General features: G+C 74.1%; 22 protein-coding genes. 11 read left to right on the forward strand and 11 right to left on the reverse strand.

Annotated features, from left to right (window positions below):
* Positions 1-199 precede the first annotated feature (199 nt).
* Genes M6G08_RS29810 through M6G08_RS29825 form a run of 4 tightly spaced genes read left to right on the forward strand, consistent with a single transcriptional unit; the run spans position 200 to position 4,704 of the window.
* Positions 200-1,054, forward strand: coding sequence for an SDR family NAD(P)-dependent oxidoreductase (locus M6G08_RS29810; protein WP_272590212.1), 855 nt, complete (start codon positions 200-202; stop codon positions 1,052-1,054).
* Positions 1,055-1,097: 43 nt separating this feature from the next.
* Positions 1,098-2,054, forward strand: a complete 957-nt coding sequence (locus M6G08_RS29815; protein ID WP_272590213.1) for a DMT family transporter — start codon at positions 1,098-1,100, stop codon at positions 2,052-2,054.
* 57 nt (positions 2,055-2,111) lie between these two features.
* Positions 2,112-2,930 carry a polysaccharide deacetylase family protein gene (locus M6G08_RS29820; protein ID WP_272590214.1) on the forward strand — a complete coding sequence of 273 codons (819 nt, stop codon included), beginning with the start codon at positions 2,112-2,114 and terminating at the stop codon, positions 2,928-2,930.
* 4 nt (positions 2,931-2,934) lie between these two features.
* Positions 2,935-4,704, forward strand: a complete 1,770-nt coding sequence (locus tag M6G08_RS29825; protein ID WP_272590215.1) for a glycoside hydrolase family 15 protein — start codon at positions 2,935-2,937, stop codon at positions 4,702-4,704.
* Positions 4,705-4,867: 163 nt separating this feature from the next.
* Here M6G08_RS29825 and M6G08_RS29830 read toward each other — a convergent pair whose 3' ends face one another.
* Genes M6G08_RS29830 through M6G08_RS29845 form a run of 4 tightly spaced genes read right to left on the reverse strand, consistent with a single transcriptional unit; the run spans position 4,868 to position 9,708 of the window.
* Positions 4,868-6,001, reverse strand: a complete 1,134-nt coding sequence (locus tag M6G08_RS29830; RefSeq protein WP_272590216.1) for an XdhC family protein — start codon at positions 5,999-6,001, stop codon at positions 4,868-4,870.
* The gene (locus tag M6G08_RS29835; protein ID WP_272590217.1) at positions 5,994-8,144 is read right to left on the reverse strand and encodes a xanthine dehydrogenase family protein molybdopterin-binding subunit; all 2,151 of its coding nucleotides are present in this window, start codon (positions 8,142-8,144) and stop codon (positions 5,994-5,996) included. The genes M6G08_RS29830 and M6G08_RS29835 overlap by 8 nt, the downstream gene beginning before the upstream one ends.
* Positions 8,141-9,133, reverse strand: coding sequence for an FAD binding domain-containing protein (locus tag M6G08_RS29840; RefSeq protein ID WP_272590218.1), 993 nt, complete (start codon positions 9,131-9,133; stop codon positions 8,141-8,143). The genes M6G08_RS29835 and M6G08_RS29840 overlap by 4 nt, the downstream gene beginning before the upstream one ends.
* Positions 9,130-9,708: a (2Fe-2S)-binding protein gene (locus M6G08_RS29845; protein ID WP_272590219.1), complete on the reverse strand. Its 579-nt coding sequence runs from the start codon at positions 9,706-9,708 to the stop codon at positions 9,130-9,132. Before M6G08_RS29845 ends, M6G08_RS29840 begins: the two co-directional genes overlap by 4 nt.
* A 196-nt stretch (positions 9,709-9,904) precedes the next feature.
* Here M6G08_RS29845 and M6G08_RS29850 point away from each other — a divergent pair, with 196 nt between their 5' ends.
* Positions 9,905-10,495 carry a TetR/AcrR family transcriptional regulator gene (locus M6G08_RS29850; RefSeq protein ID WP_272590220.1) on the forward strand — a complete coding sequence of 197 codons (591 nt, stop codon included), beginning with the start codon at positions 9,905-9,907 and terminating at the stop codon, positions 10,493-10,495.
* Here M6G08_RS29850 and M6G08_RS29855 read toward each other — a convergent pair.
* Both M6G08_RS29855 and M6G08_RS29860 read right to left on the reverse strand, forming a co-directional pair.
* The gene (locus M6G08_RS29855) at positions 10,458-11,255 is read right to left on the reverse strand and encodes a response regulator (RefSeq protein ID WP_272590221.1); all 798 of its coding nucleotides are present in this window, start codon (positions 11,253-11,255) and stop codon (positions 10,458-10,460) included. The genes M6G08_RS29850 and M6G08_RS29855 overlap by 38 nt on opposite strands.
* Entirely contained in the window at positions 11,252-12,895 is a 1,644-nt protein-coding gene (locus M6G08_RS29860) for a sensor histidine kinase (protein WP_272590222.1), read from the reverse strand. Before M6G08_RS29860 ends, M6G08_RS29855 begins: the two co-directional genes overlap by 4 nt.
* Before the next feature lie 278 nt (positions 12,896-13,173).
* Here M6G08_RS29860 and M6G08_RS29865 point away from each other — a divergent pair, with 278 nt between their 5' ends.
* From M6G08_RS29865 to M6G08_RS29875, 3 genes are read left to right on the forward strand one after another with little or no spacing between them, the layout of a single operon-like run.
* The gene (locus M6G08_RS29865) at positions 13,174-14,160 is read left to right on the forward strand and encodes a Bug family tripartite tricarboxylate transporter substrate binding protein (RefSeq protein ID WP_272590223.1); all 987 of its coding nucleotides are present in this window, start codon (positions 13,174-13,176) and stop codon (positions 14,158-14,160) included.
* The gene (locus M6G08_RS29870) at positions 14,157-14,696 is read left to right on the forward strand and encodes a tripartite tricarboxylate transporter TctB family protein (RefSeq protein ID WP_272590224.1); all 540 of its coding nucleotides are present in this window, start codon (positions 14,157-14,159) and stop codon (positions 14,694-14,696) included. The genes M6G08_RS29865 and M6G08_RS29870 overlap by 4 nt, the downstream gene beginning before the upstream one ends.
* Position 14,697: 1 nt before the next feature.
* Complete coding sequence (locus M6G08_RS29875) at positions 14,698-16,197, forward strand: tripartite tricarboxylate transporter permease (RefSeq protein WP_272590225.1); 1,500 nt, start codon at positions 14,698-14,700, stop codon at positions 16,195-16,197.
* Between the two features lies 1 nt (position 16,198).
* Here the strand turns inward: M6G08_RS29875 and M6G08_RS29880 are convergent, their stop codons facing one another.
* Positions 16,199-16,588: an AAA-type ATPase lid domain-containing protein gene (locus M6G08_RS29880; RefSeq protein ID WP_272590226.1), complete on the reverse strand. Its 390-nt coding sequence runs from the start codon at positions 16,586-16,588 to the stop codon at positions 16,199-16,201.
* A 42-nt stretch (positions 16,589-16,630) separates the two neighbouring features.
* On the opposite strand from M6G08_RS29880, the gene M6G08_RS29885 reads away from it, so the two are divergent.
* The 3 genes from M6G08_RS29885 (at position 16,631) to M6G08_RS29895 (ending at position 17,969) form a co-directional block, all read left to right on the forward strand.
* On the forward strand, positions 16,631-16,771 hold the full coding sequence (locus M6G08_RS29885; protein ID WP_272590227.1) for a hypothetical protein: 141 nt from the start codon (positions 16,631-16,633) through the stop codon (positions 16,769-16,771).
* Positions 16,772-16,821: 50 nt separating this feature from the next.
* Complete coding sequence (locus M6G08_RS29890; protein WP_272591476.1) at positions 16,822-17,481, forward strand: alcohol dehydrogenase catalytic domain-containing protein; 660 nt, start codon at positions 16,822-16,824, stop codon at positions 17,479-17,481.
* Between the two features lie 164 nt (positions 17,482-17,645).
* The gene (locus M6G08_RS29895) at positions 17,646-17,969 is read left to right on the forward strand and encodes a putative quinol monooxygenase (RefSeq protein ID WP_272590228.1); all 324 of its coding nucleotides are present in this window, start codon (positions 17,646-17,648) and stop codon (positions 17,967-17,969) included.
* Between the two features lie 113 nt (positions 17,970-18,082).
* Here M6G08_RS29895 and M6G08_RS29900 read toward each other — a convergent pair whose 3' ends face one another.
* The 4 genes from M6G08_RS29900 to M6G08_RS29915 are packed head-to-tail and all read right to left on the reverse strand — an operon-like array spanning position 18,083 to position 24,622.
* Entirely contained in the window at positions 18,083-20,041 is a 1,959-nt protein-coding gene (locus M6G08_RS29900; RefSeq protein ID WP_272590229.1) for a YehQ family protein, read from the reverse strand.
* Positions 20,038-21,198 carry a VWA domain-containing protein gene (locus tag M6G08_RS29905; protein ID WP_272590230.1) on the reverse strand — a complete coding sequence of 387 codons (1,161 nt, stop codon included), beginning with the start codon at positions 21,196-21,198 and terminating at the stop codon, positions 20,038-20,040. Before M6G08_RS29905 ends, M6G08_RS29900 begins: the two co-directional genes overlap by 4 nt.
* Positions 21,195-23,528: a DUF5682 family protein gene (locus tag M6G08_RS29910; RefSeq protein ID WP_272590231.1), complete on the reverse strand. Its 2,334-nt coding sequence runs from the start codon at positions 23,526-23,528 to the stop codon at positions 21,195-21,197. Before M6G08_RS29910 ends, M6G08_RS29905 begins: the two co-directional genes overlap by 4 nt.
* Complete coding sequence (locus tag M6G08_RS29915) at positions 23,525-24,622, reverse strand: AAA family ATPase (RefSeq protein ID WP_272590232.1); 1,098 nt, start codon at positions 24,620-24,622, stop codon at positions 23,525-23,527. Before M6G08_RS29915 ends, M6G08_RS29910 begins: the two co-directional genes overlap by 4 nt.
* Positions 24,623-24,630 lie beyond the last annotated feature (8 nt).

Genomic DNA, 24,630 nt, shown 5'->3' on the forward strand with positions numbered 1-24,630 from the left:
CGGGCCGGCGGGTCTTTGGCGAACGGTGGGCGAGCACGGCCCTCCAGTTACCCGCCCGCCATCTTCCAAACCACCGCACAAGCGGGTGTTTCGGGCGCATCACCAGGGATACTCCGTGACCGCCCGACCGGCCGGACAGCCGAGCCCGACAGCTCGGCCGGCCGGGTTCAGGCGTCCGCCCCGAGCCAAGGTGGTCCTCATGGCCCATGCGTTCTCCCGCTCCCGGCCGGTTGCCGGGGAGCAGGTCGTCGCGCCCGACGCGGACCGCGCCAGGCCCCGACGGGAGCCCGTCGGCGGGCGGGGGCCGCGGACGCGCACGGCGCTTGTGACGGGTGCGTCCTCCGGCATCGGCGCGGCCGTCGCACGCCGGCTGAGCGACGAGGGCGGCTGGCGGCTGGTACTCAGCGGGCGTGACCCGTCGCGGCTGCGTGAGGTCGCCGAGGACGCCTCGGCGACCGCCTTCGCAGCGGATCTCACCCTGCCGGGTGCGGACCGGCAGCTCGCCGACTTCACGCTGGCCACGGTGGGGCCGGTGGACCTGCTGGTGGCCGGTGCAGGGGTCGGCTGGGCCGGAGAGTTCCTGGACATGCCCGTGCACGCCATCGACGAGGTGCTCGCCGTCAACGTGCCCGCCACGCTGCGGCTGGTGCGGCTGGTGCTGCCGGGCATGGTGGCGGCCGGGTCGGGCCGCGTGGTGCTCATCGGGTCGCTGGCGGGCAGTGTGGCGGTGCGCGACGAGGCCGTGTACTCGGCCGCCAAGGCCGCGATCGGCGGCTTCGCGGACGCCCTGCGCTACGAACTCCGGGGCACCGGTGTGGGGGTGACTCATCTGGTGCCCGGTGTGGTCGACACCCCGTTCTTCGAGCGGCGGGGAACTCCCTACCGGCGGTCCCGGCCGCGTCCGGTGCCGCCCGAACGGGTGGCCGAGGCGGTGCGAACGGCGGTGGCGCGGGGCCGGGACGAGGTGTACGTGCCCGGCTGGCTGCGGCTGCCGTGCCGGGTGCGGGGCGCGGCGCCGGGGCTGTACCGGCGGCTGGCCGCACGGTTCGGATGACGTGCGGTGAGGACCGGTTCCGGATGAGCGGGCGTGCGCGGCGGTGAGTGCCCTCACCGTCGTCCTGGCCTTGTTCGCCGCGTTGTCCAACGCGGCGGCGTCGGTGCTGCAGCGCCGGGCCGCGGCACAGGACGAGGACCGGGCGGGCGCCCGGCACACGGTGGTGCGCTCGCTGCTGCGGCTGGTGCGTGACCGCTACTGGGTGGGCGGAGCGCTGCTGCTGGCGCTGACGACCGTGCTCCAGGGGGCCGCGCTGGCGGTGGGCAGTCTGGCGGTCGTACAGCCGCTGATGGCGAGTGAGCTGCTGTTCACCCTGATGGTGGGCAGTCTGGTCTTCCACCGGCGTCCCGACCCGCGGACCTGGCTGGCGTTCGTGGCGCTGGCCGTGGGGCTCGCCCTGTTCCTGGGCGCCGCCGCGCCTTCGGCCGGTCACGACACCGCCGACTCCGGCCGGTGGGGCTGGGCGGGCCTGGCGCTGTTCGTCGTGGTGACGGCCCTGGCCTCGGTCGGCAGCCTGGTGCGGGGCGCGCCCCGGGCCGCGCTGTTCGGGTCGGCGTCGGCCGTGGCGTTCGGCGGTACGGCGGCGCTGCTGAAGGAGGTCACCGGGCGGCTTCCGCAAGGGGTGGGCGCGGTGCTGGCGCAGTGGCCGGTGTACGCCACGGGCGTGGTCGGCGTGATCAGCTTCCTGCTGCTGCAGAGCGCGCTGCGGGCGGGGACCCTCGCGGCGTCCCAGCCGGCGCTGACCCTGGGCGATGCGCTGACCAGCGTGGCCCTGGGCTGGGCGTTGTTCGGCGAGGAGATCGCGCTCGGGGTGCGGGTGCTGCCCGAGCTGGTCGGCGTGGCGCTGATCGGTCTCGGCAGCGTGGGGCTGGCGCGGGCTCCGTCGGTGCACGGCGCCTGGGACACGGCGCCCGCGGCGCGGGACGGGCCCGGGTCGGGCCGGCGGGGGCAGGAACGCCGGGGGCAAGGGCGGCGGGGGCAAGGGCGGCGGGAGACGTGAGCGGGGGCGTCACCGGCCGTCGACGAAGGCGGAGGGGACTCGGACAGGAGCGGACACATGCGTGAGGGCTTTCGTGCCGGACCGGCGGTGTGCGCCGTCGCTCCGGCCGTCGCCGCGCTGGCCCATATCGGTCCCGCCGCGACCTGGCTGCCCGGGTTGCGCCGGTGGCGGTTCCCCGGACTGGCCGGATTGGGCCGCCCCGACCACGTCGCCCTCACCTTCGACGACGGCCCCGGACCGGTGTCCACGCCGCACTTCCTCGACGTACTGGACGGGCTCGGGGTACGGGCGACGTTCTTCGTCCTGGGCGAGAACGTCGTACGCCACCGTGCTCAGGCCCGCGAGCTGGCCCGGCGGGGGCACGAGATCGCCGTCCACGGCTGGACGCACGACCGCCCCTGGCTGCCGTCACCGGCGCGGGACGCGCGTGAGCTGGCACGGACCGTCCGTGCGGTGCGCGAGGTGACCGGGCAGGCCCCGCTCTGGTACCGCCCGCCCTACGGCATCCTCACCTCCGGCCGCTGGGCCGCGGCCCGCCGGGCCGGGCTGCGGCCGGTGCTGTGGACGGCGTGGGGCAAGGACTGGCGGCGGGACGCCACGTCCGCCTCGGTCCGGGCCACCGTGGCCGCGGACCTGCGCGGCGGCGGCACCGTCCTCCTGCACGACACCGACCATGCGTCCGCCCCCGGCAGCTGGCGGGCCGCCCTGGCGGCGCTGCCCGGCATCGTGCGCGACTGCCGGGAGGCCGGGCTGGAGGTCGGGCCGCTGCTGGAGCACGGGACGGCCGGTGCGGCCGGCCACCGGGAGGCGGGACGGCGCGTACCGGGGACTCCGGGGACCGCTCCGTTTCGGTCACCGGCGCCGGGACAGCCGTAGCGTCATGAAGGACGACGATCTGCGCACGGTGCCCGACCTGTCGTGTCCTCCGTGGGTGCTGCGCGAGTACGCCGTGCTCGCCGACGGTGAGCGGGGGGCGGTCCTGGATCCCCGGGGCCGGATCGTGTGGCTGTGCGCCCCGCGCTGGCACGACGACGCGGTCTTCTCCGCGCTCGTCGGTGGTGCCGGGCACTTCACGGTGGAGCCGGCCGACCCGTGGCACGTCTGGGGCGGCTACTACGAGGAGGGCACGCTGATCCGGGTGAGCCGGTGGGTGACCTCGGAATGCGTGGTCGAATGCCGCGAGGCCCTGGCGCTGCCGGCCCGTACGGACCGGCTGGTGCTGCTGCGCCGGATGCGCGTGGAGCGGGGCGAGGCACGGCTGCGGCTGGACCTGGACCCGCGGCCGGGTTTCGGCGGCGTCCGGATGCGCGACCCGCGGCAGGAGGACGGGATCTGGACGGCCGGGGCGCAAGGGCTGCGGATGCGGCTCGCCGGGGCCCCGGAGGCCGTGTGGCGGGACGGTGCCGGACTGTGCGGCGAGTTCCGGCTGCGCGAGGGCGAAACCCACGACCTGGTGCTGGAACTGGGCACCGGACGGGAGACGGGGCCGCTCGACGCCGATGCGCTGTGGCGGGCCACGGAGCGGGAGTGGCGGCGGGCCGTCCCGGACTGCTCTCGGCTGATCGCGCCGCGCGACGCCCGGCACGCGTACGCCGTGCTGCGCGGGCTGACCAGCGTCTCCGGCGGCATGGTCGCCGCCGCCACCACGTCCCTGCCGGAGCGGGCCAACAGCGGGCGCAACTACGACTACCGCTACGCGTGGCTGCGCGACCAGTGCTACGCCGGACTGGCGGTCGCCGCGCACGGCCCGCATCCGCTGGTCGACGACGCCGTGCGCTTCGTCGCCGAACGCGTCCTCGAGGACGGCGACAAGGTCCGGCCCGCCTACACGGTCGACGGGCAGCCGGTCGGCGGCGAGCGCTCCCTGCGGCTGCCGGGCTACCCGGGCGGCACCGACCACGTCGGCAACGACGCGGGCGCCCAGTTCCAGCTCGACACCTTCGGTGAGGCGCTTCAGCTCTTCGCCGCGGCGGCCGGGCACGACCGGCTCACGGCGGACGCGGAGCGGGCCGCCGCCGTCGCCGTGGACGTCGTGGAGCGGCGGTGGCAGGCACCGGACGCCGGGCTGTGGGAGCTGGAGGACCGGTGGTGGACCCACTCGCGGCTGAGCGTGGTGTGCGGGCTGCGACGGATGGCGGAGGTGCTGCCCGGGAAGGCGGGGCGCCGCTGCGCCGGGCTCGCCGACACGGTGCTGCGGGAGACCCGGCGCCGGTGCCTGAACGCCGACGGCCGCTGGCGGCGGGCCGCCGACGACGACGGGCCGGAGGCCGCCCTGCTGGTGCCGATGGCCCGCGGCTGCGCGTTCGGGGACGACGGCGGCGCCGCCACCCGCGGGTACGTCGAGTCCCGGCTGGCCGAGGACGGCTACCTGTACCGCTTCGAACATCCCGGCGTGCCGCTCGGTGAGGCGGAGGGGGCGTTCCTGCTCTGCGGGTTCACCATGGCCCTCGCGACACACCGGGTCGGTGACCGGGACGGCGCGTTCCGCTGGTTCGAACGCACCCGGGCCGCGTGCGGACCGCCCGGCCTGTTCGCGGAGGAGTACGACGTGCGCCAGCGGCAGCTGCGCGGCAACCTCCCGCAGGCCTTCGTGCACGCCATGATGCTGGAGTGCGCGGTGCGCCTGGCCGGCGAGTCGGCACTGCTCTGAGCCCGCGGCGCTCGGCACGGGCCTGCCGGGGGTCCGGCTCTCCCGCGCCGACGTGCACGGTCACCGCGCAGGCTCGGGCGGTCGACCGGCGCTTCGCGACCGCGCCCCAGTGGGCCGACGCGCGAGGGGCTCCCGAGGCGACCGCCACCGCCACCCGCTCCCGTCAGGCCGCCGCCGCCCCGCTCAGCCCCCGGTGGATGGGCGCCGCGCCGCCCGTCAGGGGCGCGCCGGTCCCGCCGTGCCGCAGCGCGACGATCTCCGCCGCGATGGAGAGCGCGGTCTCCTCGGGGGTGCGGGCTCCCAGGTCCAGGCCGATCGGTGAGCGCAGGCGGGCGAGCTCGCGCTCGGTCACGCCCGCCTCGCGCAGCCTCCGGTTCCGGTCCTCGTGGGTGCGGCGCGAGCCCATCGCCCCGACGAACGCGACCGGCAGCCGCAGGGCCTCCGTCAGCAGCGGCACGTCGAACTTGGCGTCGTGGGTGAGGACGCACAGCACCGTGCGTTCGTCGGTCGGGGTGCTCCGCAGGTAGCGGTGCGGCCAGTCGACCACGACCTCGTCGGCCTCGGGGAAGCGGGCGGGCGTGGCGAAGACGGGCCGGGCGTCGCACACGGTGACGTGGTGGCCGAGGAACTTGCCGGCCCGTACCAGCGCCGCCGCGAAGTCCACCGCCCCGAAGACGATCATGCGGGGCGGCGGCACCCTGGACTCGACGAGCAGTGTGAGGCCACCGGGGCAGTGCGAGCCGTCCTCCGAGAGGCCGACCGTGCCGGTCCGGCCGGCGTGCAGTAGCGCCCCGGCCTCGGCGACCGCCCTACGGTCCAGGTCGGGGTGGCCGCCGAGGCCGCCCTCGGACGAACCGTCGGCGCGGACCATCAGGGCATGGCCCAGGAGGCCGGACGGGCCCTCGACGACCCGGGCCAGGGCGGCGGTACCGCCCCGGGCGGCGGTGGACAGCGCCGCCCGGAACACCTCCCGCGCAGGCGCCTTCGCGCCCACCGGCGTGACCAACACGTCTATGACCCCGCCGCAGGTGAGGCCGACCGCGAAGGCGTCCTCGTCGCTGTAGCCGAAGCTCTCGCGCACCGCCTCCCCGCTGTTCAGGGCGGCGGCGCACAAGTCGTACACCGCGCCCTCCACGCAGCCGCCGGAGACGGAGCCGATCGCCGTGCCCTCGCTGTCGACGGCGAGAGCGGCGCCGGGCCCGCGCGGCGCGCTGCCCCCGACGGAGACGACCGTGGCGACGGCGAACTCCCGGCCCTCCTCCAGCCAGCCGTTCAGCTCGTCGGCGATGTCAAGCATCCGTCCCGCCCCCGGCGGTGGGCACCGTCGCCGACAGCACGCGGTCGGGGCGGATCGGGAGGCGGCGGTGGCGGACGCCTGTCGCGTGCCAGACGGCGTTGGCGACGGCCGCCGCCGCGCCGACGACGCCGATCTCACCGACGCCCTTGATGCCGACCGGGTCCTCCGGGTCGTGGTCGTCCACCCAGTCGGCGTCGACGACGCCCACGTCGGCGTGCGTGGCCACGTGGTAGCCGGCGAGATCGGGGGCGTAGAGACCGCCGGTGGCGCGGTCCCGGACCGCCTCCTCGTGCAGGGCCATGGAGATGCCCCAGATCATGCCGCCGACGAGTTGATTGCGGGCGGTGAGGGGATTGACGATGCGGCCCGCGGCGAAGATCCCGAGCATGCGGCGCACCCGCACCTCGCCGGTGGCGGTGTCCACGGCGACCTCGGCGAACTGCGCCCCGTAGGAGTGCCGTTCCTTCTGCGCGAGGGCGCCGAGGGCCGCGGTGGTGTCGGAGCGCACGGTGATGCCCTCCGGGGGGACGGATGCGCCCAGTGCCAGCCGTTCGCGCAGTTCGCGGGCGGCCTCGGTGATCGCCCAGGCCCAGGAGCGGGTACCCATCGAGCCGCCCGCGATCATCGCCGGTCCGAAGTCGCTGTCCCCGATCCGGACCCGGACCCGCTCGGGCGTGACCTCCAGCGCGTCGGCGGCGACCAGGGTGAGCGCGGTGCGGGCGCCGGTGCCGATGTCGGCGGCGGCGATCCGCACGGTGAAGGTGCCGTCGGCCTCGGCGGTCAGCAGGGCCGTGGAGGGGCCGGCGCCCGCGCCGAAGGAGGCCGCGGCCGTGCCGGTGCCCACCAGCCAGCGTCCGTCACGCCGGATGCCGGGGCGTGGGTCGCGCTCGGCCCAGCCGAAGCGGCGGGCACCCTCCCGGAAGCAGGCCGCCAGGTTGCGGCTGCTGAAGGGCAGTCCGGAGACCGGGCCGGTCTCCGGCTCGTTGCGCAGGCGCAGCTCGATCGGGTCGATGCCGCCGCGCTCGGCGAGTTCGTCCAGCGCGGACTCGATCGCGAAGGAGCCCGGCGCCTCGCCCGGGGCGCGCATGAAGGTCGGGGACGGCACGTCGAGCCGTACGACGTGGTTGGCGGTGCGGTGGGCGTCGGCGTCGTACATCACCCGGGCGACGCCGGCGCCGGGCTCGACGAACTCGTACACCGTCGAGGTCTGGTTCAGCGAGCGGTGTTCCAGGGCGCGCAGCCGGCCGTCGGCGTCGGCGCCGAGCCGGACGCGCTGGGCGGTGGGGCTGCGGTAGCCGGCCAGCGAGAACATCTGACGCCTGGTCATCACCACGCGCACCGGGCGCCGCAGGACCGTCGTGGCCATCACGGCCGCGACCTGGTGAGCGCGCACTCCCTTGCTGCCGAAGCCGCCGCCGATGTGTTCGGAGCGCACTCGCACGGCCGACTCGTCCAGGGAGAACATCTTCGCCAGCTCGCTCTGGACCCAGGTGGTGCCCTGGTTGGAGTCGACGACCTCCAGGCGGCCGCCCTCCCACAGGGCGGTGACCGCGTGCGGCTCCATCATGCTGTGGTGCTCTTCGGGGGTGGTGTACTCCTCGTCAACGACGACGGCGGACGCGGCGAGCGATGCCGCCAGGTCGCCCTTCTCGGTCTCGGCGGGCATGTGCCCGTCGGCCGGGTAGGCGCCGGGGTGGTCGGAGGTGAGCGCGGTGTCGTGCCGCTCCTCGTCGTAGGTGACGACGAGGGCCTCGGCGGCCTCCCTGGCCTGCTCCGGTGTTTCGGCGACGACGAGGGCGACCGGCCAGCCGGCGTGCGGCACCCGGTCGTCCTGGAAGACGGCGGCGGTGGGGTCCGGCAGGATGCCCAGCATGCCGATGTAGTCGGTGTCGACGCGCGGCGCGTTGCCGTGATGGAGCACCGCCAGCACGCCCGGCATGCCGAGGACGGCGTCGGCGTCGAGGGAGCGGATACGGCCACGGGCGACGGTCGACAGGGCGAGCCAGCCGTGCGCGAGGTCGGCGAAGGGGATCTCGCCGGCATAACGCGCCGCCCCGGTGACCTTGTCGCGGCCCTCCACGCGGGTGTGCGCGGTGCCGACGGCGCCCCTGACCGTCGCGGTGCCGGTCGTGGCGGTGGTCATCGGGCGGCCTCCTCGGCGAGTTCGGTCAGGACGGCCACCATGAGGTTGCGCATGAGGGTCACCTTGTATCCGTTGTCGGGCAGTGGCTTCGCGGCCGCGAGTTCGGCATCGGCCGCGGCGGCGAAGGCCGCGCCGTCGGCGGGACCGCCGGTCAGCACCCGCTCGGCCGCGTGGGCGCGCCAGGGCCGGGAGGCGACCGCGCCGAGGGCCAGCTTCGCATCGCGTACGACGCCGTCCTCGACGTCGAGCGCGGCGGCGACCGAGCCGATGGCGAAGGCGTACGAGGCGCGCTCGCGGACCTTGCGGTAGCGGGAGCGGGTTGCGGCCGGGGTGGGCGGCAGAACGACGCCGGTGATCAGCGCGCCGGGCGGCAGGGCGGTCTCGCGGTGCGGGGTGTCGCCGACGGGGAGGTAGAAGTCGGCGAGCGGCGACTCGGCCGGTCCGTCGGTGGTTTCGTAGGTGACGACCGCGTCGAAGGCGGTGAGGGCGACGCCCATGTCCGAGGGGTGCACGGCCACGCAGTGGTCGGTGGCGCCCAGGATGGCGTGGTTGTGGTGCTCGCCGGTGACGGCGGGGCAGCCGCTGCCGGGGACGCGCTTGTTGCAGGGCTTGCTCACGTCGGCGAAGTAACCGCAGCGGGTGCGCTGGAGGAGGTTGCCGCCGACGGTGGCCATGTTGCGCAGCTGGCCGGAGGCGCCGGCCAGGACCGCCTGGGTCAGCGCCGGGTAGCGGCGGCGCACGTCGGGGTGGGCGGCGAGGTCGCTGTTGGTGACGGTGGCGCCGATGCGAAGACCACCGTCGGGGGTGTCCTCGATGCCGTCCAGGGGGAGTTCACGGACGTCGACGAGCCGGGCGGGGCGCTCGACGCCGGTCTTCATCAGGTCGACGAGGTTGGTGCCGCCGCCGAGGTAGCGGGCGTCGGGGTCGGCGGCGAGCAGTGCCACCGCTCCTGTGACGTCGTCGGCGCGCTGGTATCCGAACTCCCTCATGCGGCCGTCCCCTTCGTGCTTTCGGTGTCCGCCTCGCCGTACGCCTCGGCCGCGCGGACGACCGCCTGGACGATGGAGACGTAGGCGCCGCAGCGGCACAGGTTGCCGCTCATCCGCTCCCGGATCTCATCCGGTGTCAGGGCGGGCGGTCCGGCCTCGGGCCGGACGTCGTCGGTGGCGGCGCTGGGCCAGCCGGCCGCGTGCTCCTCGATGACGGCGATCGCCGAGCAGATCTGGCCGGGGGTGCAGTAGCCGCACTGGTAGCCGTCGAGGTCGAGGAAGGCCTGCTGCACCGGGTGCAGTCTGTCGCCCTCGGCCATGCCCTCGATGGTGGTGATCTCGCGTCCCTCGGCGGCGACGGCCAGGGAGAGGCAGGAGACGGTGCGACGCCCGTCGACCAGGACGGTGCAGGCGCCGCACTGGCCCTGGTCGCAGCCCTTCTTGGTGCCGGTGAGGTCGAGGCGCTCGCGCAGGGCGTCGAGCAGGGTGGTGCGGTGGTCGACGGTCAGCTGGTGCTTCTCACCGTTGATGTTCAGGATGACGCCGCTGGACGTCGACGAGGGCGCTGGGGCCATGATCAGCCTTCTTTGGTGTCTCGTGACCGGGAAAACTGGCTGTAGGCGGTGCTTTCGTCCATGGGCAGGGGCGACCGGCCGCGTCCACCGCTAGAGTGGACTACAACCGGACAACTGTCCGCTCACTGGAAAACGTAACGGACAGCTGTCCGCTTAGCAAGGCCGGGATTCGGTCATGAACCCGGAAGGAGGACGAGTGCCGCAGCAGAAGAAGGACAAGCCGGACACTCCCCTGCGCTCGGACGCCCAGCGCAACCGCGAGCGCATCCTGGAAGTGGCCACGGAGGAACTGACGCACTGCGCCAGCGTCCCGTTGAGTGCCATCGCCAAGAAGGCGGGGGTCGGGCAGGGCACCTTCTACCGCAATTTCCCGAACCGCGAGGCGCTCGTCCTGGAGATCTACCGCTACGGGATGCAACAGGTGGCCGAGGCCGCGCCCGAGATGCTGGCCTCCCTGGAGCCCGACCGGGCCCTGCGCGAGTGGATGGACCGCCTCGCCGAGTTCGCCATGACCAAGGCGGGTCTGGCCGACGCGATCCGGCTGGTCACCAGTGCCCCCGGAGCGCCCGAGAAGCCGCGCCCCACCCCGCTGGAGGAGGCGGCCGAGCTCCTGCTCCGTGCCAACGACGAGGCCGGCACGATCCGCCCCGGGGTGACCGGCGACGATTTCTTCCTCGTCCTCGGCGGTCTGTGGCTGATCGGCCCCGGCGAGGACCGGCAGCCGCGGGTCACCCGGTTCCTGGACTTCGTCATGGACGGGCTGCGGGCGGGAGCGCCCGGCCGGTGACCGCGTCACGCAGGCGGTAGCGGCGTTCGGGGCGGCCGGCCACCCCGTAGCGCAGGGAGACGTCCACGCTGCCGACGGTGTGGAAGTGCTCAAGGTAGCGGCGGGCGCTGACCCGGGACACGCCGGTCAGCGCCGCGCACTCGCTGGCCGACAGGGTGCCGTCGGCCCCGCGGAGGACCCGTTCGACCAGCTCGGCGGTCTCCACGCTCATGCCCTTGGGCAGGGCCGGGACGGATGGCGTGGGCGCCGCCGCCCCGGCCAGGACGCGGTCGACGTCCGCCTGGCTGCGCACCACCGTGCCGAGCAGCCGGCCCCGCTGGGCGGCGTAGCGCTCCAGCCGGACCCGCAGGTCCTCGAACTCGAAGGGTTTGAGCAGGTAGTCGACCACTCCGTGCCGTACGGCGCCGCGCACCGCGTCCGCCTCCCGGGCCGCGCTGATGACCATGACGTCGCAGTCGTGGCCGGCGGCGCGCAGCTTGGGGATGACGTCGAGGCCGAAGACGTCCGGCAGGTAGAGGTCGAGCAGGACGAGGTCGGGGCGCAGCTCGCCGACGGCGGCGAGGGCCTGCTCGCCGGTGCCGGCGGCCCCGACGACCCGGAAGGGCTCGACGCGCTCGACGAAGGCGCGGTGGACCCGGGCCACCATGAAGTCGTCGTCGACCACGAGCACGCCGATCGCGGAGCCGTGGGTCCGGAAATCCCCTGCTCCGGACTCGGCGGTCGTGGCGGTCGCGTCGGACAGGCCGCTCGAAGCGGTCATGGTGCTGCTCCTTCCGCCACCGCGTCGGTGAGGTGGCTGACGGTCATGCGTGCGGTGAACACGGCCCCCTCGGGCGTGTTGGCCACCGAGATCTCACCGCCGTGACGCTCGCAGACCAGCCGGGTCAGCGCCAGGCCGATGCCGCGCTCGCCCTGCCGGGCCGCCTTGGTGGTGAAACCGTGGGAGAAGACCTCGCGGGCCAGTTCGGGCGCCACGCCGGGACCGGAGTCGCGGACCACGATCTCGACGCCGGAGGCGTCCTGCCCGAGCTCGACCTCGACCCAGGCCTCGTCGTCACCGGGCGACGCGGCGGCGTCCACGGCGTTGTCGACGAGGTTGCCGACAACGGTGGCCACGTCGGCGGCGTCCTCGGGGGCCAGCCGGTCGAGCGCCGTACGGTCCGAGAGGCGCAGGGCCACCCGGCGCTCGGCCGCGAGGGAGGACTTCGCCGTCAGCAGCGCGGCGACGGTGGTGTCCCGCACCCGGCGGCTGAGGGTGACGTCGAGGGACTGGCGGTGCCGGCTGAGCGCGCGGACGTAGCGCACCACCTCGTCCCGCTCGCCGATCTGGATGAGCCCGGAGATGGTGTGCAGCTGGTTGGCGAACTCGTGGGCCTGGGCACGCAGCAGCTCGGCGGTGGAGCGGAAGGAGCCGATCTCCCGCTCCAGGCGGGCCAGTTCGGTGCGGTCGCGCAGAGTGGTGACCGAGCCGAGCGGGCGGCCGTCCTTGGTGACGGTCATGCGGTTCATGACCAGGACCCGGCCGTGGCGGACGACCACCTCGTCGCGCGGCTCGGCCGCTTCCGGTGTGGCACCGGCGAGGACGTCGCGCAGCCGCCCGTCGATGCCGAGGCCGTCCAGGCTCTGGCCGACGCAGCCGGCGGGCAGGTCGAGCAGGCGCCGGCCCATCTCGTTGACCAGGGTGAGCCGGTGCTGCGGGTCGAGGGCGACCACACCCTCCGCGATGCCGTACAGCAGCGCCTCCCGGTGCTCGGCCAGCCCGGCGATCTCGCGCGGCTCCAGGCCGAGGGTCTGCCGCTTCACCCGCCGGGCGAGCAGCCAGGAGCCGGCCACGCCGAGTCCGCTGGCGATGCCGAGGTAGGCGAGGAGGTAGGAGGAGGCGCCGCTCAGGCGCCGCCACACCGTCGGGTCGGCCTCGCCGACCATCACGGTGCCCAGGTGCCGGCCGAGGCTCTGGCGGGTCGCACCGAGCACCGGGACCTGGGCGACGAGCTCGCGGCTGCCGCGCACCGTCAGCGGCCCCGACCACCCGCGCCCCGCGGCCGCGTCCTCGCCGCGCGGCAGCCGGCCGCCGATCAGCGTGGGGTCGGTGGAGCTGACGACACGGCCGTCGGCGTCGGCCACGGTGACGGAGGTGACGCCGGACTGGGTCTGCGTGGAGTTGACCAGCGGGGCGAGGGCCTCCTGCGGGACGGGGCGCAGGAGCTGGCTGCGGACCAGTGGCGTCGCGGCGAGCTGCTCGGCGAGGGCGGCGACCCGGCGGCCCTCGACGCGGTTGAAGGTGGCCCTGGACTGGGCGAGCGAGACGGCGGCGACCGCGAGCAGGACCACCACGACGATGGCGAGCTGGAGCACCAGCATCTCGCCCGCGAGGGTCTGACGGCGGAAGGTGGGGGCCACGGCGGACTCGTTCTCGGCTGGGTCTGGGCTGGGTCTGGGCTGGGGTCTCGGACGGCGACGGAGGGGCGGGGGGCCGGGTCGCCATGATGGCGCTCACCTGCGGCGAAGGAAAGGGATGTGCCGTCTTCGCAATGAACCGGCGACCGCAATGAACACAACTTCCCTTGGTTCCGCAAGGAAGACAGGAGGCAGGCTCGCGGGCACCATGTGGCCCACGTCACCTCCCCCCACAGGGCTGCCCCCGTACCGCTCTACCCAACCGACAGGTGGTGTCATACGTGCGCCTGCGCACCCCCCTTGCCCTGCTCGGGGCCGCCGTGCTCGTGCTCGCGGGACCGCCGCTGCTCTCCACGGGCAGCGACTCCGAGACCGGCACGCAGATCCCCGGCCTGCGCTTCATGGTTCCCAACACGCCCGGCGGCGGTTACGACATCACCGCCCGCACGGCCGCGAAGAACGCCGAGGACGCCGGGCTCACGCACAACATCGAGGTGTTCAACCTGCCCGGCGCTGGCGGCACCGTGGGCCTCAGCCGCCTGGTGAGCGAGCACGGCAACGGCAAGCTCGCCATGTCGATGGGCCTCGGCGTCGTGGGCGCGGCCCGCTCCAACCACGCGCCGAAGACCCTCGCCGACACCACGCCGATCGCGCGGCTCACCGAGGAGCAGGACGTCGTGGTGGTCGCCAAGGACTCGCCGTACAAGACGATCGACGAATTGATCACCGCCTGGAAGAAGGACCCGGGCAAGATCCCGGTCGGCGGCGGTTCGTCGCCGGGCGGGCCCGACCACCTCGCGCCGATGCTGATGGCACAGGCCGCCGGAATCTCCCCCAAGTCGGTCAACTACATCCCCTTCGACGGCGGCGGCGAGCTGCTCGCCTCGATCCTCGGCAGCAAGGTCGGCTTCGGGGTCTCCGGCGTCGGCGAGTACCTGGACCAGATCAAGGCGGGCGAGCTGAGGGTGCTCGCGGTGACCGGCCCGGAGCGGGTCGACGACCTCAAGGACGCGCCGACCCTCAAGGAGTCCGGCTACGACGTGGACTTCACCAACTGGCGCGGCGTCGTCGCCCCGCCCGGGCTGTCCGAGGCGGAGCGGAACAAGCTGACCCGCCTGTTCGAGGAGCTGCACGACTCCCCCGAATGGAAGGAGTCCCTGGAGAAGAACGGCTGGGACGACGCCTTCCTCACGGGTGATGAGTTCGGCACCTTCCTGGACGCCCAGGACAAGCGCGTGGTGTCGGTACTGAAGGAGCTGGGACTGTGACGACGCCGACCACCGAATCCTCCACGGGAACGGCCACCGGCCGCCGGTCGTGGCTGCGCGAACACTCCGAACTCGGCGTGTGCGTCCTGCTGCTGGCCCTCGGGGCGCTGGTCCTGACCGACGCGCTCACCATGGACGTCGACATCACCCAGCGCGGCCCGGTCGGCCCCAAGACCGTACCGGTCGTCGTGGGTATCGGCCTGCTGGTGATCGCCGCGCTGCTCGCGGTGGACGTCCTGCGCGGTGGCCGGGGCGAGGCCGAGGGCGGCGAGGACATCGACCTGTCCGAACCGGCCGACTGGCGCACGGTGCTGCTGCTCGCCGGGATCTTCCTGGGCTCGGCCGTGCTGATCGAGCCGGCCGGCTTCCCGGTCGCGGGCGCGCTGCTGTTCTGGGGCGCGGCGTTCGCCCTGGGCAGTCGCCGTGTGGACCGGGACCCGCTGATCGCCGCGGTGCTGTCCCTGCTCACCTACGTCGTCTTCGACAAGCTGCTCGGCGTGCCGCTGCCCGGCGGTCCGCTGATGGGAGTGCTCTGACATGAACGCCCTCAACTCCCTCATGGACGGGTTCGGTACGGCCCTGACCCCGGTCAACCTGCTGTGGGCCGCGCTCGGGGTGCTGCTGGGCACGGCCATCGGCGTGCTGCCCGGCATCGGCCCCGCGATGGCGGTGGCGCTGCTCCTGCCGGTGACGTACGGGCTCGATCCGGTCGCCGCGTTCATCATGTTCGCCGGCATCTACTACGGCGCGATGTTCGGCGGCTCCACCACGTCCATCCTGCTCAACACACCCGGCGAGAGCGCCGCCGTGGTCGCGGCCATGGAGGGCAACCCCATGGCCAAGGCGGGGCGCGGCGCGCAGGCGCTGGCCGCCGCCGCCATCGGTCACTTCGCGGGCGGCATGATCGGCACGGTCCTGCTGGTGGCGCTCGCGCCGACGGTCGCCGACCTGGCGGTGGACATCGGCGCGCCGGACTACTTCGCCATCATGGTGCTGGCGTTCATCGCGGTGACCTCGGTGCTGGGTTCCTCGCGCGTCAGAGGCATGGCCTCCCTGCTGATCGGACTGACGATCGGCCTGGTGGGCCTGGACCAGATGACCGGCCAGCAGCGGCTGACATTCGGCTCGCTGCAACTCGCCGACGGCGTGGACGTGGTGATCGTGGCGGTCGGACTGTTCGCGATCGGCGAGGCGCTGTGGGTGGCGGCCCATCTGCGGCGCGGGGCGGCGGAGCCGATCCCGGTGGGCCGTCCCTGGCTCGGGCGCGGTGACGTGAGGCGCACCTGGAAGTCGTGGCTGCGCGGCCCGTTCATCGGCTTCCCGTTCGGCGCGATCCCGGCGGGCGGCGCGGAGATACCCACGTTCCTGTCGTACGTCACGGAGAAGCGCCTGTCCAAGCACAAGGACGAGTGGGGCAAGGGCGCCATCGAGGGCGTGGCCGGTCCGGAGTCGGCGGCGTCGGCCTCGGCGGCGGGCACTCTGGTGTCGATGCTGACGCTGGGCCTGCCGACGACGGCGGTCGCGGCGGTCATGCTGGCCGCGTTCCAGCAGTACGGCATCCAGCCGGGACCGCTGCTCTTCGAACGCGAACCCGAGCTGGTGTGGGGCCTGATCGCCTCCCTCTTCGTCGGCATGGTGCTGCTGCTCGCCCTCAACCTGCCGCTGGCGCCGGTGTGGGCCAAGCTGCTGCGCATCCCCCGGCCCTACCTCTACGCGGGGATCATGTTCTTCGCGGCGGTCGGCGCCTACGCGGTCGGCGGCGAGGTGATCGACCTGGTGACCCTGCTGGTCATCGGCCTGGTCGGGTTCGGCATGCGGCGTTACGGCCTGCCGATCCTGCCGGCCGTGATCGGCGTCATCCTCGGCCCCAACGCCGAGCAGCAGCTGCGCCGGGCCCTGCAGATCAGCGACGGCAGCGTGACGGGTCTGGTCAACACGCCGTTCGCGGTGACGGTGTACACGGTGATCGTGCTGCTGCTGGCGTGGCCGCTGCTGAAGCGGCTGGTGGTTCGCAAGCGGGCGCGCACCGACGCCTGAGTCATCGGACCGGGAGATCAGGAACGGTGGCTCCCACGGCCCGGTACGTCGATTCCGTGCCGGGCCGTCTTGCGTAGAGCGTGGCACGGCTCATACCGCGCCGTTCCGCCACCTCCGCCATGGCCGTGCCGGGCTCGGTCAGGCAGCGCAGGGTCTCGTCGCGCTCCAGTTCCTGGAGGCGGCTCCGCCCGCACCGGGCGCCGGTGCACACCTCCGCGGGCAGGTGCCGCGCGTCGACCACGTCGGCCCGGGATGCCGCGCCGCGCACCAAACGCCTGAGCCGACGCACGCTCTGCGGCCACTCGTACGAGGTCAGGGCCCGGACCGCGGCCGGTGTGAACGTCACCTCGTGGCTTCGGTGGCGGCGCGCGAAGTGCCGGGCGAGCGGCATACGTCGTCCTGGCGGTCCCGCGGCGCGGGCACCTAGACGACGGTGTCCACGAGCGGGGCCGGCCCGGACGGGACGGACGAGTGGTCCGCCGCCGACCAGGCGCCCCGGTCCCGTGACGACGGGAACCCGGAGGACGCCGTCCCCGCGGCCCACCGGACGACGATCAAGGAGAGCACCGCATGAGGGCAGTCCAGGTCGTCCGGTACGGCGACCACCCGCTCGACAACGTCCGCATGGCCGAGGTGCCCGCCCCGGAGGTGTCCGGCCCGCACGACGTGATCGTGCGGATCGGCGCAGCCGGGGTGCGCCGGACCGACCCGCACATCCCGGAAGGGCAGTGGGCGGAGCAGTCCGGCGTGTGCCTGCCGTACGCCATCGGGCACGAGAACGCGGGCTGGGCGCACGCCGTCGGCAGCGCCGTCACGAGCGGCGCCGAGGGCGACAAGGTCATCGTCCACCCGCTGATGGCCTGCCGGGCGGGCGGGCGGCGACGTCCACTGCGAGCAGTCGCTGTTCCCCGGCATCGACACCGCGGGCGGTTACGCCGAGTACCTCAGGACGACGGCCCGCAGTGTCGTCCGCCTCGACGACTCCCTCGAGCCGGCCGACGTCGCCGACTCCGGCCCGGCGACCGGTGCGCGGTCATCGGCGCGGGCGGCCTCGGCCACATCGGCATCCAGGTGCTCAAGGCCCTCACCGTCGTCGAGCTCGTCGTCGACTTCTCGGCTGGGGCGGTGCCACCCGCGACGGCGTCGGCATGCCGCGCTGGCCCGGCGACTACCACCTGGTCGGGTACGGCGAGAACATCGACGCCCCGACGATCGACGCCATTTCGTCCGAGATCAACTTCATCGGTAACCTCGTTGACAGCTAAACCGGCCTGTGCGAGCTGATGGTGCTCGCGGCGCAGGGCCGGGTAGGGCTGCACACGGCGACGTATCCGCTCGACCGGTTCCAGAACGCGCTGGCGGACTGGGCGCCGGACGGGTCCGCGGGCGCGCCGTCCTGGTGCCGTGACCGGACGGCTCCGGTACACCCCTCACAGAAAGCGAACGTCATGATCTTCATTACGGCGAAGTTCCAGGTGCTCCCGGAACACGCGGACCAGTGGCCGGAGATCTCCGGCGAGTTCACCCGGGCGACGCGCGAGGAGCCCGGCTGCCTCTGGTTCGACTGGTCCCGCAGCATCGACGACCCGTCCGAGTACGTCCTGGTCGAGGCGTTCCGCGACGACGAGGCCGGCGCCGCGCACGTCCAGTCCGCGCACTTCCGGGCCGCGCAGGAGAAGCTGCCGCGCTACCTGGCGCGCACGCCGCGCATCGTGAACACGACGCTCGACCAGGACGGCTGGTCGGAGCTGGGCGAGATGGCGGTGAAGTAGGGCGGCGCGCGCCAGCCGAGGAAGCAGGGCCGGACCCGGCGGTCGGGGTTGTCCCCGTCGGTGTCCGCCGGTCTTCGTGACCCGACGCGGGTGCACCGGACCGTCATGTCCGGTCACGGCATTGTGTACGGGCCGGTCCGGTGCAGTTCCAGGGTCGTGGCGAGACGGATGACGGCGGTGTGCCAGCGAGAGGCGGCGGCCGCCGGGCCGTGGGTGCGGAGGGTGGCTGTCACGGCGGAGACCTTGTCCGCGGTGGTGCGGAAACCGGTTCGGTGCAGGAGGGCGGCCGCTGATTCGAGGGTGTCGTGGTCGGTGGCAGTCAGGTTCTTCAAGCCGTGGTGGGCGGCCTCGGCCAGGGCGGCGAGGGCCTGTTCCAGGGCGGTGGTGAGGGGGTCTCCCGGGGGGTGCGGCGCGACGGGGAGGGCGGTGTCGCCGTCGCCGGGGGCGAGGTCGGGGACGAGGACGCCGTGGGAGGTGCGGACGGCGAGAGGGGCGAGGAGGACCCTGCCCCGGTCGTGGCGGAGGGAACCGCTGATCCGGTCGGCGGTGCCGGAGGCGAGGGTGTCGGCCAGGGCGTCCAGGGTGCCGGGGCAGTGGGGGTTGTGCGCGCTGCTCAGCAGGACCTCGTTGCCGGCCGGGTCGTGGAGGACGGCCTCGAGGCGCTGCGCGGCCGGGTCGTACCGCACGGGTCCGGCCTCCGCGACGGCGAGGACGCGTATGGACTCGGCTTCCACCCGAGGGCGGACGAGGCGGGGAGGGAGGGTGCCCGGGGCCGGGAACTGTGTGGCGAGGTCGGTGACCAGCAACCCGGGCGGCAGGTCGTCCCAGGCGGTACCGACGGGAGTGACGGAGGTGGTGGCGATCCGGCCGCGGGAGATCTCCACGGCGCGGCCGGCCGTGCGGGAGGTGGCCTCGCTGACCACGTTGGCGGCGGCAAGGGTGCGCAGGTTCGTACCGAGGATCCTGCGGGAGCCGAGGTCGTGGCCGGTGGGCGCATGACCGTCGGGCAGCTCCCAGCGTTTGTGCAGAACGAGGACGACACCGGCATCGGGGTGGGCCAAGAAGACGTCGGCGGTGCGGTCGCGGGCGGTGCCGTCCACGTGACAGCCGAGGGCGACGAGGCGGATTCGGCGCAAGGCCGTGCGGGCCGTTTCGGCAGTGCCGAGGACGGCTGCGGGGTCGGTGGGGGCGGCGCGGTGACGGGCGTGGAGTTCGGCGAGGAGCAGGGCGTGGGTCTCGCGGTCGTGGCGGGCGCCGCGGGCGGCGTGCTCGGCGAGCTGCTGGCGTATCCCCTCGAGGGCAGCGGCGGGCCAGTGGCGGCCGGCGGCCGTGAGAGCGGCGCCGGCACGGCGGAGGGTTCCGTCCAGGACGGGGCCGGCCTGGGGGACGCCGTCGACGAGGAGTTCGTCGACGAGGTCCATGGCTGCGCGGTGGGCGCTGTCGCCGCTGTCCGGGGCTGTTTCCCTTCCTCCGACGGTGACTCGGTCGCTGCCCTCGGTGTCGGCGGCTCGGAAGGACCAGACGGCGAGTACGACCGTCGCGCCGCGCAGCGGCTCGGCGGCGTCCGTGACGGCGAAGCCGGGGCTGTGGGGCACGGGGAAGCGGACGGTGCAGGCGGGGAGTTCGACGGCGGGAACGGGGTCGGCGGGGGTGGGGCGGTGGAGAACGGCCCGGTAGCCGCGGTCGCGGGTGCGACGGGCCGCGGTGAGGGCGGGACGGCCGAAGGCCTCGGCAAGGGCGGTGTCGTCGATGCTCCCTGGGGACCAGTCGATGAACGGCGGCGGGATGTCCGACGCGGTCGCGGTGCGCTGGTAGGCGAGGACGAGACCGATGCGGTGGCGGCAGACTCCGTGGGCCTCGCAGCTGCAGCGGGCGTCCTGCAGGGTGGTGCCGGGCGGCAGCCGGGTCTCGGTGCCGTCGGGAAAGCAGCCGTGCACGGTGTGGTCGCCGGTGACCTCCAGGTCGGGGCCCGCTCCGGCGTCGAGGTCTTTGGCGGCGCGTTTGACCAGACCGCGGTTGGCGAGGGCGGCGAGGGTGTCGGGAGTGAGAGCGAGCAGGTCGGTGCGGGTCATGCCGTTCGTCCTCCGTGGGCCATGCTCTCGGCGACGAATTCGGCGAGGTGGCCGGGGGTCATGGCGCCGATGTGTGCGCCGGCCTCGGCGAGGCGGCCGGCCAGGTCACGGTCGTAGGAGGGGGCGGCCTCCTCGTCGAGGGCCGCGAGGCCGAGGACGGTGACGCCCTGTCCGGTCAGGTCGCGGACGGTACGGGTCAGGCGGTGGGCGTCGCCGCCCTCGTAGAAGTCGGTGATCAGGGCGATGATCGTGCGGCGCGGGTTGCCGACGAGACCGGCGGAGTAGTCGACGGCGCGGGCGATGTCGGTGCCACCGCCGAGCTGGACCTTCATCAGGAGTTCGACGGGGTCGGTGACGTCGGAGGTGAGGTCGACGACCTGCGTGTCGAAAGCGACCAGCTGGGTGCGCAGTCCGGGCAGGCCCCAGAGGCAGGCGGCGGTGACGGCGGAGTGGATCACGGATCCGGCCATGGAGCCGGACTGGTCGACGAGGAGGATCAGCTGCCACTGCTCGAGGTGGCGGCGGGTGCGGGAGTGGAAGTGCGGCTGCTCGATGAGGATGCGGCGGTCCTCGGGCCGGTAGTGGGCGAGGTTGGCGCGGATCGTGGCCCTGAAGTCGAAGTTCCGGGCGAGGGGGGTTCGGCTGGGGCGGCGGGAGCGGGCTCCGGTGAGGGCGCGTCGGATCTCCGGCCTCAGCCGCTCGGTCAGGTCGCGCACGACGGCTTCGACGATGCGCCGGGCGGCGGCCAGAACCCGCGGGTTCATCAGGTGTTTGGTGCGCAGCACGGCCCGCAGCAGGCTGGTGCTCGGTTCTACGCGGAGAAGAACATCGGGATCGGTGACGATCTCGTCGATGCCGTAGCTCTCCACGGCGTCGCGTTCGAGGCGTTCGACCGTCTCCCGGGGGAAGAGGCGGTGGATGTCGTCGAGCCAGTCGACGACGGCGAGCGTGGAGGGGCCGTCGCCGCCCTCCCGGCCATCGGCGGTGCCGCGGCGTTCACCACGGCGGGCGAGGTCCTCGTCGCGGCCGTAGAGCCACTGGAGGGCGGTGTCGCGGGCGGCGTCCGGGCCGTCGAGGCCGCCGGTGCGGCGTTCGGCGGGGGCGCCGAGGATCAGCCGCCAGCGTTCCAGTCCCGCGCGGGGGTCGTCGGGGGTCATCGGGGTGCTCCGAGGGCGTGCCGGTCGAGCAGGAGGTCGGTGTGTTCCTCGAGGGCCGCGGCACGGGCGAGGAGCAGCGGGTCGGCGGTGGTGCGCAGCAGGGTGCGGGCGGAGCCGTGCAGGTTCCGGCGGTCGAGGAGGAGTTGTGCGACGCGTTCGCGTTCGCGGGGCGGGAAGAAGGCGAAGGCCTGGCGCAGGGCGGGCAGGGCGTGGAGGAAGACCTCGTCGGTCATGGTGGTGACGACGCCGTCCAGGGTGTCGAGCAGGGACTGTCCGCCCTTCGGGGCGGGCCGCAGGACTTCTTCTCGGGCGAGGGCGAGCAGGCCGGCCAGCCAGTCGCCGAGGACGGCCGGGTCGGCCGCGGCGGCGAACGCTTCGGCCTCGCCGGCGGGTTCGGCCGGGGCTCCGAGGGCGCGGCGCAGGCCGAGGGCGGCGCCGCGGAGGTCGGCGGGGGCGTGCCGGTCGCGGGCGATGCGGGCGGCGGTCGCGGCAGCGGTTTCCGGGGTGAGGGTAACGGCGGGTGCGGCGTGAAGGAGGGCGTCGCGGGCGGCGGTCAGGGCGCGCAGACGGGGGACGTCGACGCCGGGCGGGCCGCCGGGGAGGCCCTCCACGAGGTGGAAGAGCCGGTCGACGGCGTGGTCGAGGACGGCGCCGAGCAGCGGGTCACGGGCGGTACCGAAGACGCGGTCGTGGCGCCAGAGTCCCAGGGCCACAGCGAGGGCCCGCCCGAGGGGGTCGGGGTCGGCGGTGGTACGGATCCGGTGGGCGAGGCCGTCAAGGAGGTCGCGGGAGAGGGATCCGGCTCCGCAGAGGACGGCGTCGAAGAGGAGGGCGGCGGTGGTCCCGGCGTCTGCGGCCGTACCGGTGTCGCGGACGCGGTGGGCGAGGAGGGCTGTGGCGGCCTCGTCGGGGCGGGCTCCGTAGGCGCCGGCCTCGGTCAGTGCGGCGTCACGGCCGGTGCGGGGGCCGGGTTCCCAGGTTTCGTGGTCGCGGGGGTCCGCTCCGTGATCGGGGCCGGTGAGGCGGGTGTGGCCGGGGATGTCGAGGATGCGCAGCTGGTGGAGGAAACGGCTGCGTTCGAGCCCTCGGGGGTTGGTGAGGTCGAGGTCGAGGGTGCGGTCGCCGTCGAGGCCGAGGCGGATCTCCTCGGCGGTCACGTGGTGGACCAGGGGTGGCAGCGGGGTGTCGGGGTGAAGGCGGCCGGTGCGCTCTCCGGTGCAGGCGACGACCGTTTCGACGACGGCGGGGTGGGCGCCGGGCCGCAGGGGGCCGTCGGTGTTCCAGGGGAGCGGCTGGTCGAGGTCGTCCGTGATCAGTGCGGCGGCGAGGCCGTCCAGGACGTCGACGCGGGCGGGGTGGCGGTGTCCGCGGAGGGCGGCGAGGCCTTCGGTGAGGGTGTGGGCGGAGATCAGGGCGGCGGTGGAGGCGGGGAGGCGGCGGGCGCGGAGCCGTTCCACGACGGTGCGACGGAGGATTTCCGCGGCCGCGTCGGGGCCTTCGTCCCACAGGTGCTGGTAGTAGCCGGGGGACGGCATGCCGGACTGGTAACCGGCGAAGGCGTCCATCTGGCGGAAGGAGTAGGGCACCAGGAAGCTGCCGCCCACGGCCCCGTCGGGCGGGGCGGGCACCGGGGGCCATGCGGCGGGTTCCGCGCCCGCAGACGTGCCGGGGGCGGCGGTGAGGGCGCGCAGGGCGGGCTGGTGGAAGCCACCGGTCACCACCAGGACCGGCCGGTTGCCGGCGTGAGCGGCCGCGGCACGGACCCAGGAGGCCATGTACTGCTCGCGGGCGCGGTCCCCGTCGTCGGCCTCGGTGTCGCCGCGCACCAGGGCGAAGTAGGCGTCCAGGCGGTCGCGCAGCCCGTCCGGATCGGCGACCTCGAAGACGCGGTCCCACAGGGCGTCCACGGTGTCGACCCGGTATCGGGCGCGGAGCCGTTCGGTGGCGCGGCTGTAGCGGGCCTCGGCGTCGGCGTAGCGGTTGGCCGCGCCGTCGGGGCGGTCGGTGAAGGCGCGGTGCCAGGCGGGCAGGTCGATGAACCGGACCTCGGCGCCCGCGGTACGGCCCTCGGTGAGTGCCACCCATTCCGGGGAGTACGCGCACAACGGGGCCCAGGACGTGGCGACCCGTTCGGTGCCGCGGTAGTGGCTGAAGACGGCGATGGGCAGTTCGTGTCCGAGGAGCAGTTCGCCGATCCGGTCGTTCATGTCGGCGGGGCCTTCGACCAGGACGTATGCGGGGCGCAGTTCACGGATCGTGCGGCGGACCAGGCCGGCGCAGGCCGGTGAGTGGTGGCGTACCCCCAGGAAGGTGACGCGGGCATCGCTCACCGTTGGTCCAGCAGGTGCCGGGCCTCGTGGAGGGCCTGCCACTGGGGGCCTCGGCGCAGGCGGGCCTGCTGTTCGAGGAAGCGGCGCAGGCGGGCGAGGTCCTCGGGGCTGTCCTTGGCGGCGGTGCCGGCGAGACAGGAGACGATGTCGGCGGCGTTGCCGGCCTCGCCGCGCAGGAACCAGCCGCGCAGGCCGACGGCGTGGGCCGTGGAGACGGCTTCGGCGGTGCTCATCACCGCGGCGGGCCGGTCGCTCTGGCCGGGTGCGCCGCGCAGTTCGCGGAAGGTGCCGACCAGTACCTCGAGGACGTCCCGGTCGGGTGCCCGCTCGACTCCGGACTCGCGGAGCAGCGCGGTGGACTCGGCTTCCACGAGGGCGAGTTCGGTGTCGAGGTCGGGTATCGGGAAGACGGTCTCGAAGTTGAAACGGCGTTTGAGCGCCGCGCTCATCTCATTGACGCCGCGGTCGCGGGTGTTGGCGGTCGCGATGACGTTGAAGCCCTGGCGGGCGAAGACCATGCCGTCGTCGCCGTCGAGTTCGGGAACGGCGACGACGCGTTCGGAGAGCAGGGAGAGCAGGCAGTCCTGGACCTCGAGGGGGCAGCGGGTGATCTCCTCGAAGCGGACGATCCGTCCCTCGCCCATGCCGCGGAGCATGGGGGCGGGAACCAGGGAGCGGCGGGAGGGGCCTTCAGAGACCAGCAGGGCATAGTTCCAGGAGTACTTGATCTGATCCTCGGTGGTGGCCGCGCCGCCCTGCACGGTGAGTGTGGACGTGCCGCTGACGGCGGCCGCGATGAGCTCGGAGAGCAGCGACTTGGCCGTGCCGGGTTCACCGACGAGCATCAGCCCCCGGTTGGTGGCCAGGGTCACCAGGGCGCGTTCGACGAGCGAGGGGCTGCCGACGAACTTGCGGCTGATGCCGGCGTCGGGGTCTCCGACCACGAAGCGGAGGGCGGCACGGAGACTGAGCTGCCAGCCGGGCGGCCGCGGGTCGGTGTCCCCGGCACGCAGCACGGCGAGTTCGCCGGCGTGGCGCACTTCTGCGGGCGGGCGCTGCAGGCGGGGCGGATGCGGGTCGCTCACTGTGGTCATGTCGGGGC

The sequence above is a fragment of the Streptomyces sp. M92 genome (assembly GCF_028473745.1).
GTDB lineage: Bacteria > Actinomycetota > Actinomycetes > Streptomycetales > Streptomycetaceae > Streptomyces.

Excerpts from the sequence above, each read along its gene's own strand:
- M6G08_RS29810 (WP_272590212.1), top strand. The coding sequence starts at position 200 with ATGGCCCATGCGTTCTCCCGCTCCCGGCCGGTTGCCGGGGAGCAGGTC.
- M6G08_RS29820 (WP_272590214.1), top strand. The coding sequence starts at position 2,112 with ATGCGTGAGGGCTTTCGTGCCGGACCGGCGGTGTGCGCCGTCGCTCCG.
- M6G08_RS29825 (WP_272590215.1), top strand. The coding sequence starts at position 2,935 with ATGAAGGACGACGATCTGCGCACGGTGCCCGACCTGTCGTGTCCTCCG.
- M6G08_RS29830 (WP_272590216.1), bottom strand. The coding sequence starts at position 6,001 with ATGCTTGACATCGCCGACGAGCTGAACGGCTGGCTGGAGGAGGGCCGG.
- M6G08_RS29835 (WP_272590217.1), bottom strand. The coding sequence starts at position 8,144 with ATGACCACCGCCACGACCGGCACCGCGACGGTCAGGGGCGCCGTCGGC.
- M6G08_RS29840 (WP_272590218.1), bottom strand. The coding sequence starts at position 9,133 with ATGAGGGAGTTCGGATACCAGCGCGCCGACGACGTCACAGGAGCGGTG.
- M6G08_RS29845 (WP_272590219.1), bottom strand. The coding sequence starts at position 9,708 with ATGGCCCCAGCGCCCTCGTCGACGTCCAGCGGCGTCATCCTGAACATC.
- M6G08_RS29855 (WP_272590221.1), bottom strand. The coding sequence starts at position 11,255 with ATGACCGCTTCGAGCGGCCTGTCCGACGCGACCGCCACGACCGCCGAG.
- M6G08_RS29875 (WP_272590225.1), top strand. The coding sequence starts at position 14,698 with ATGAACGCCCTCAACTCCCTCATGGACGGGTTCGGTACGGCCCTGACC.
- M6G08_RS29880 (WP_272590226.1), bottom strand. The coding sequence starts at position 16,588 with ATGCCGCTCGCCCGGCACTTCGCGCGCCGCCACCGAAGCCACGAGGTG.
- M6G08_RS29890 (WP_272591476.1), top strand. The coding sequence starts at position 16,822 with ATGGCCGAGGTGCCCGCCCCGGAGGTGTCCGGCCCGCACGACGTGATC.
- M6G08_RS29895 (WP_272590228.1), top strand. The coding sequence starts at position 17,646 with ATGATCTTCATTACGGCGAAGTTCCAGGTGCTCCCGGAACACGCGGAC.
- M6G08_RS29900 (WP_272590229.1), bottom strand. The coding sequence starts at position 20,041 with ATGACCCGCACCGACCTGCTCGCTCTCACTCCCGACACCCTCGCCGCC.
- M6G08_RS29905 (WP_272590230.1), bottom strand. The coding sequence starts at position 21,198 with ATGACCCCCGACGACCCCCGCGCGGGACTGGAACGCTGGCGGCTGATC.
- M6G08_RS29915 (WP_272590232.1), bottom strand. The coding sequence starts at position 24,622 with ATGACCACAGTGAGCGACCCGCATCCGCCCCGCCTGCAGCGCCCGCCC.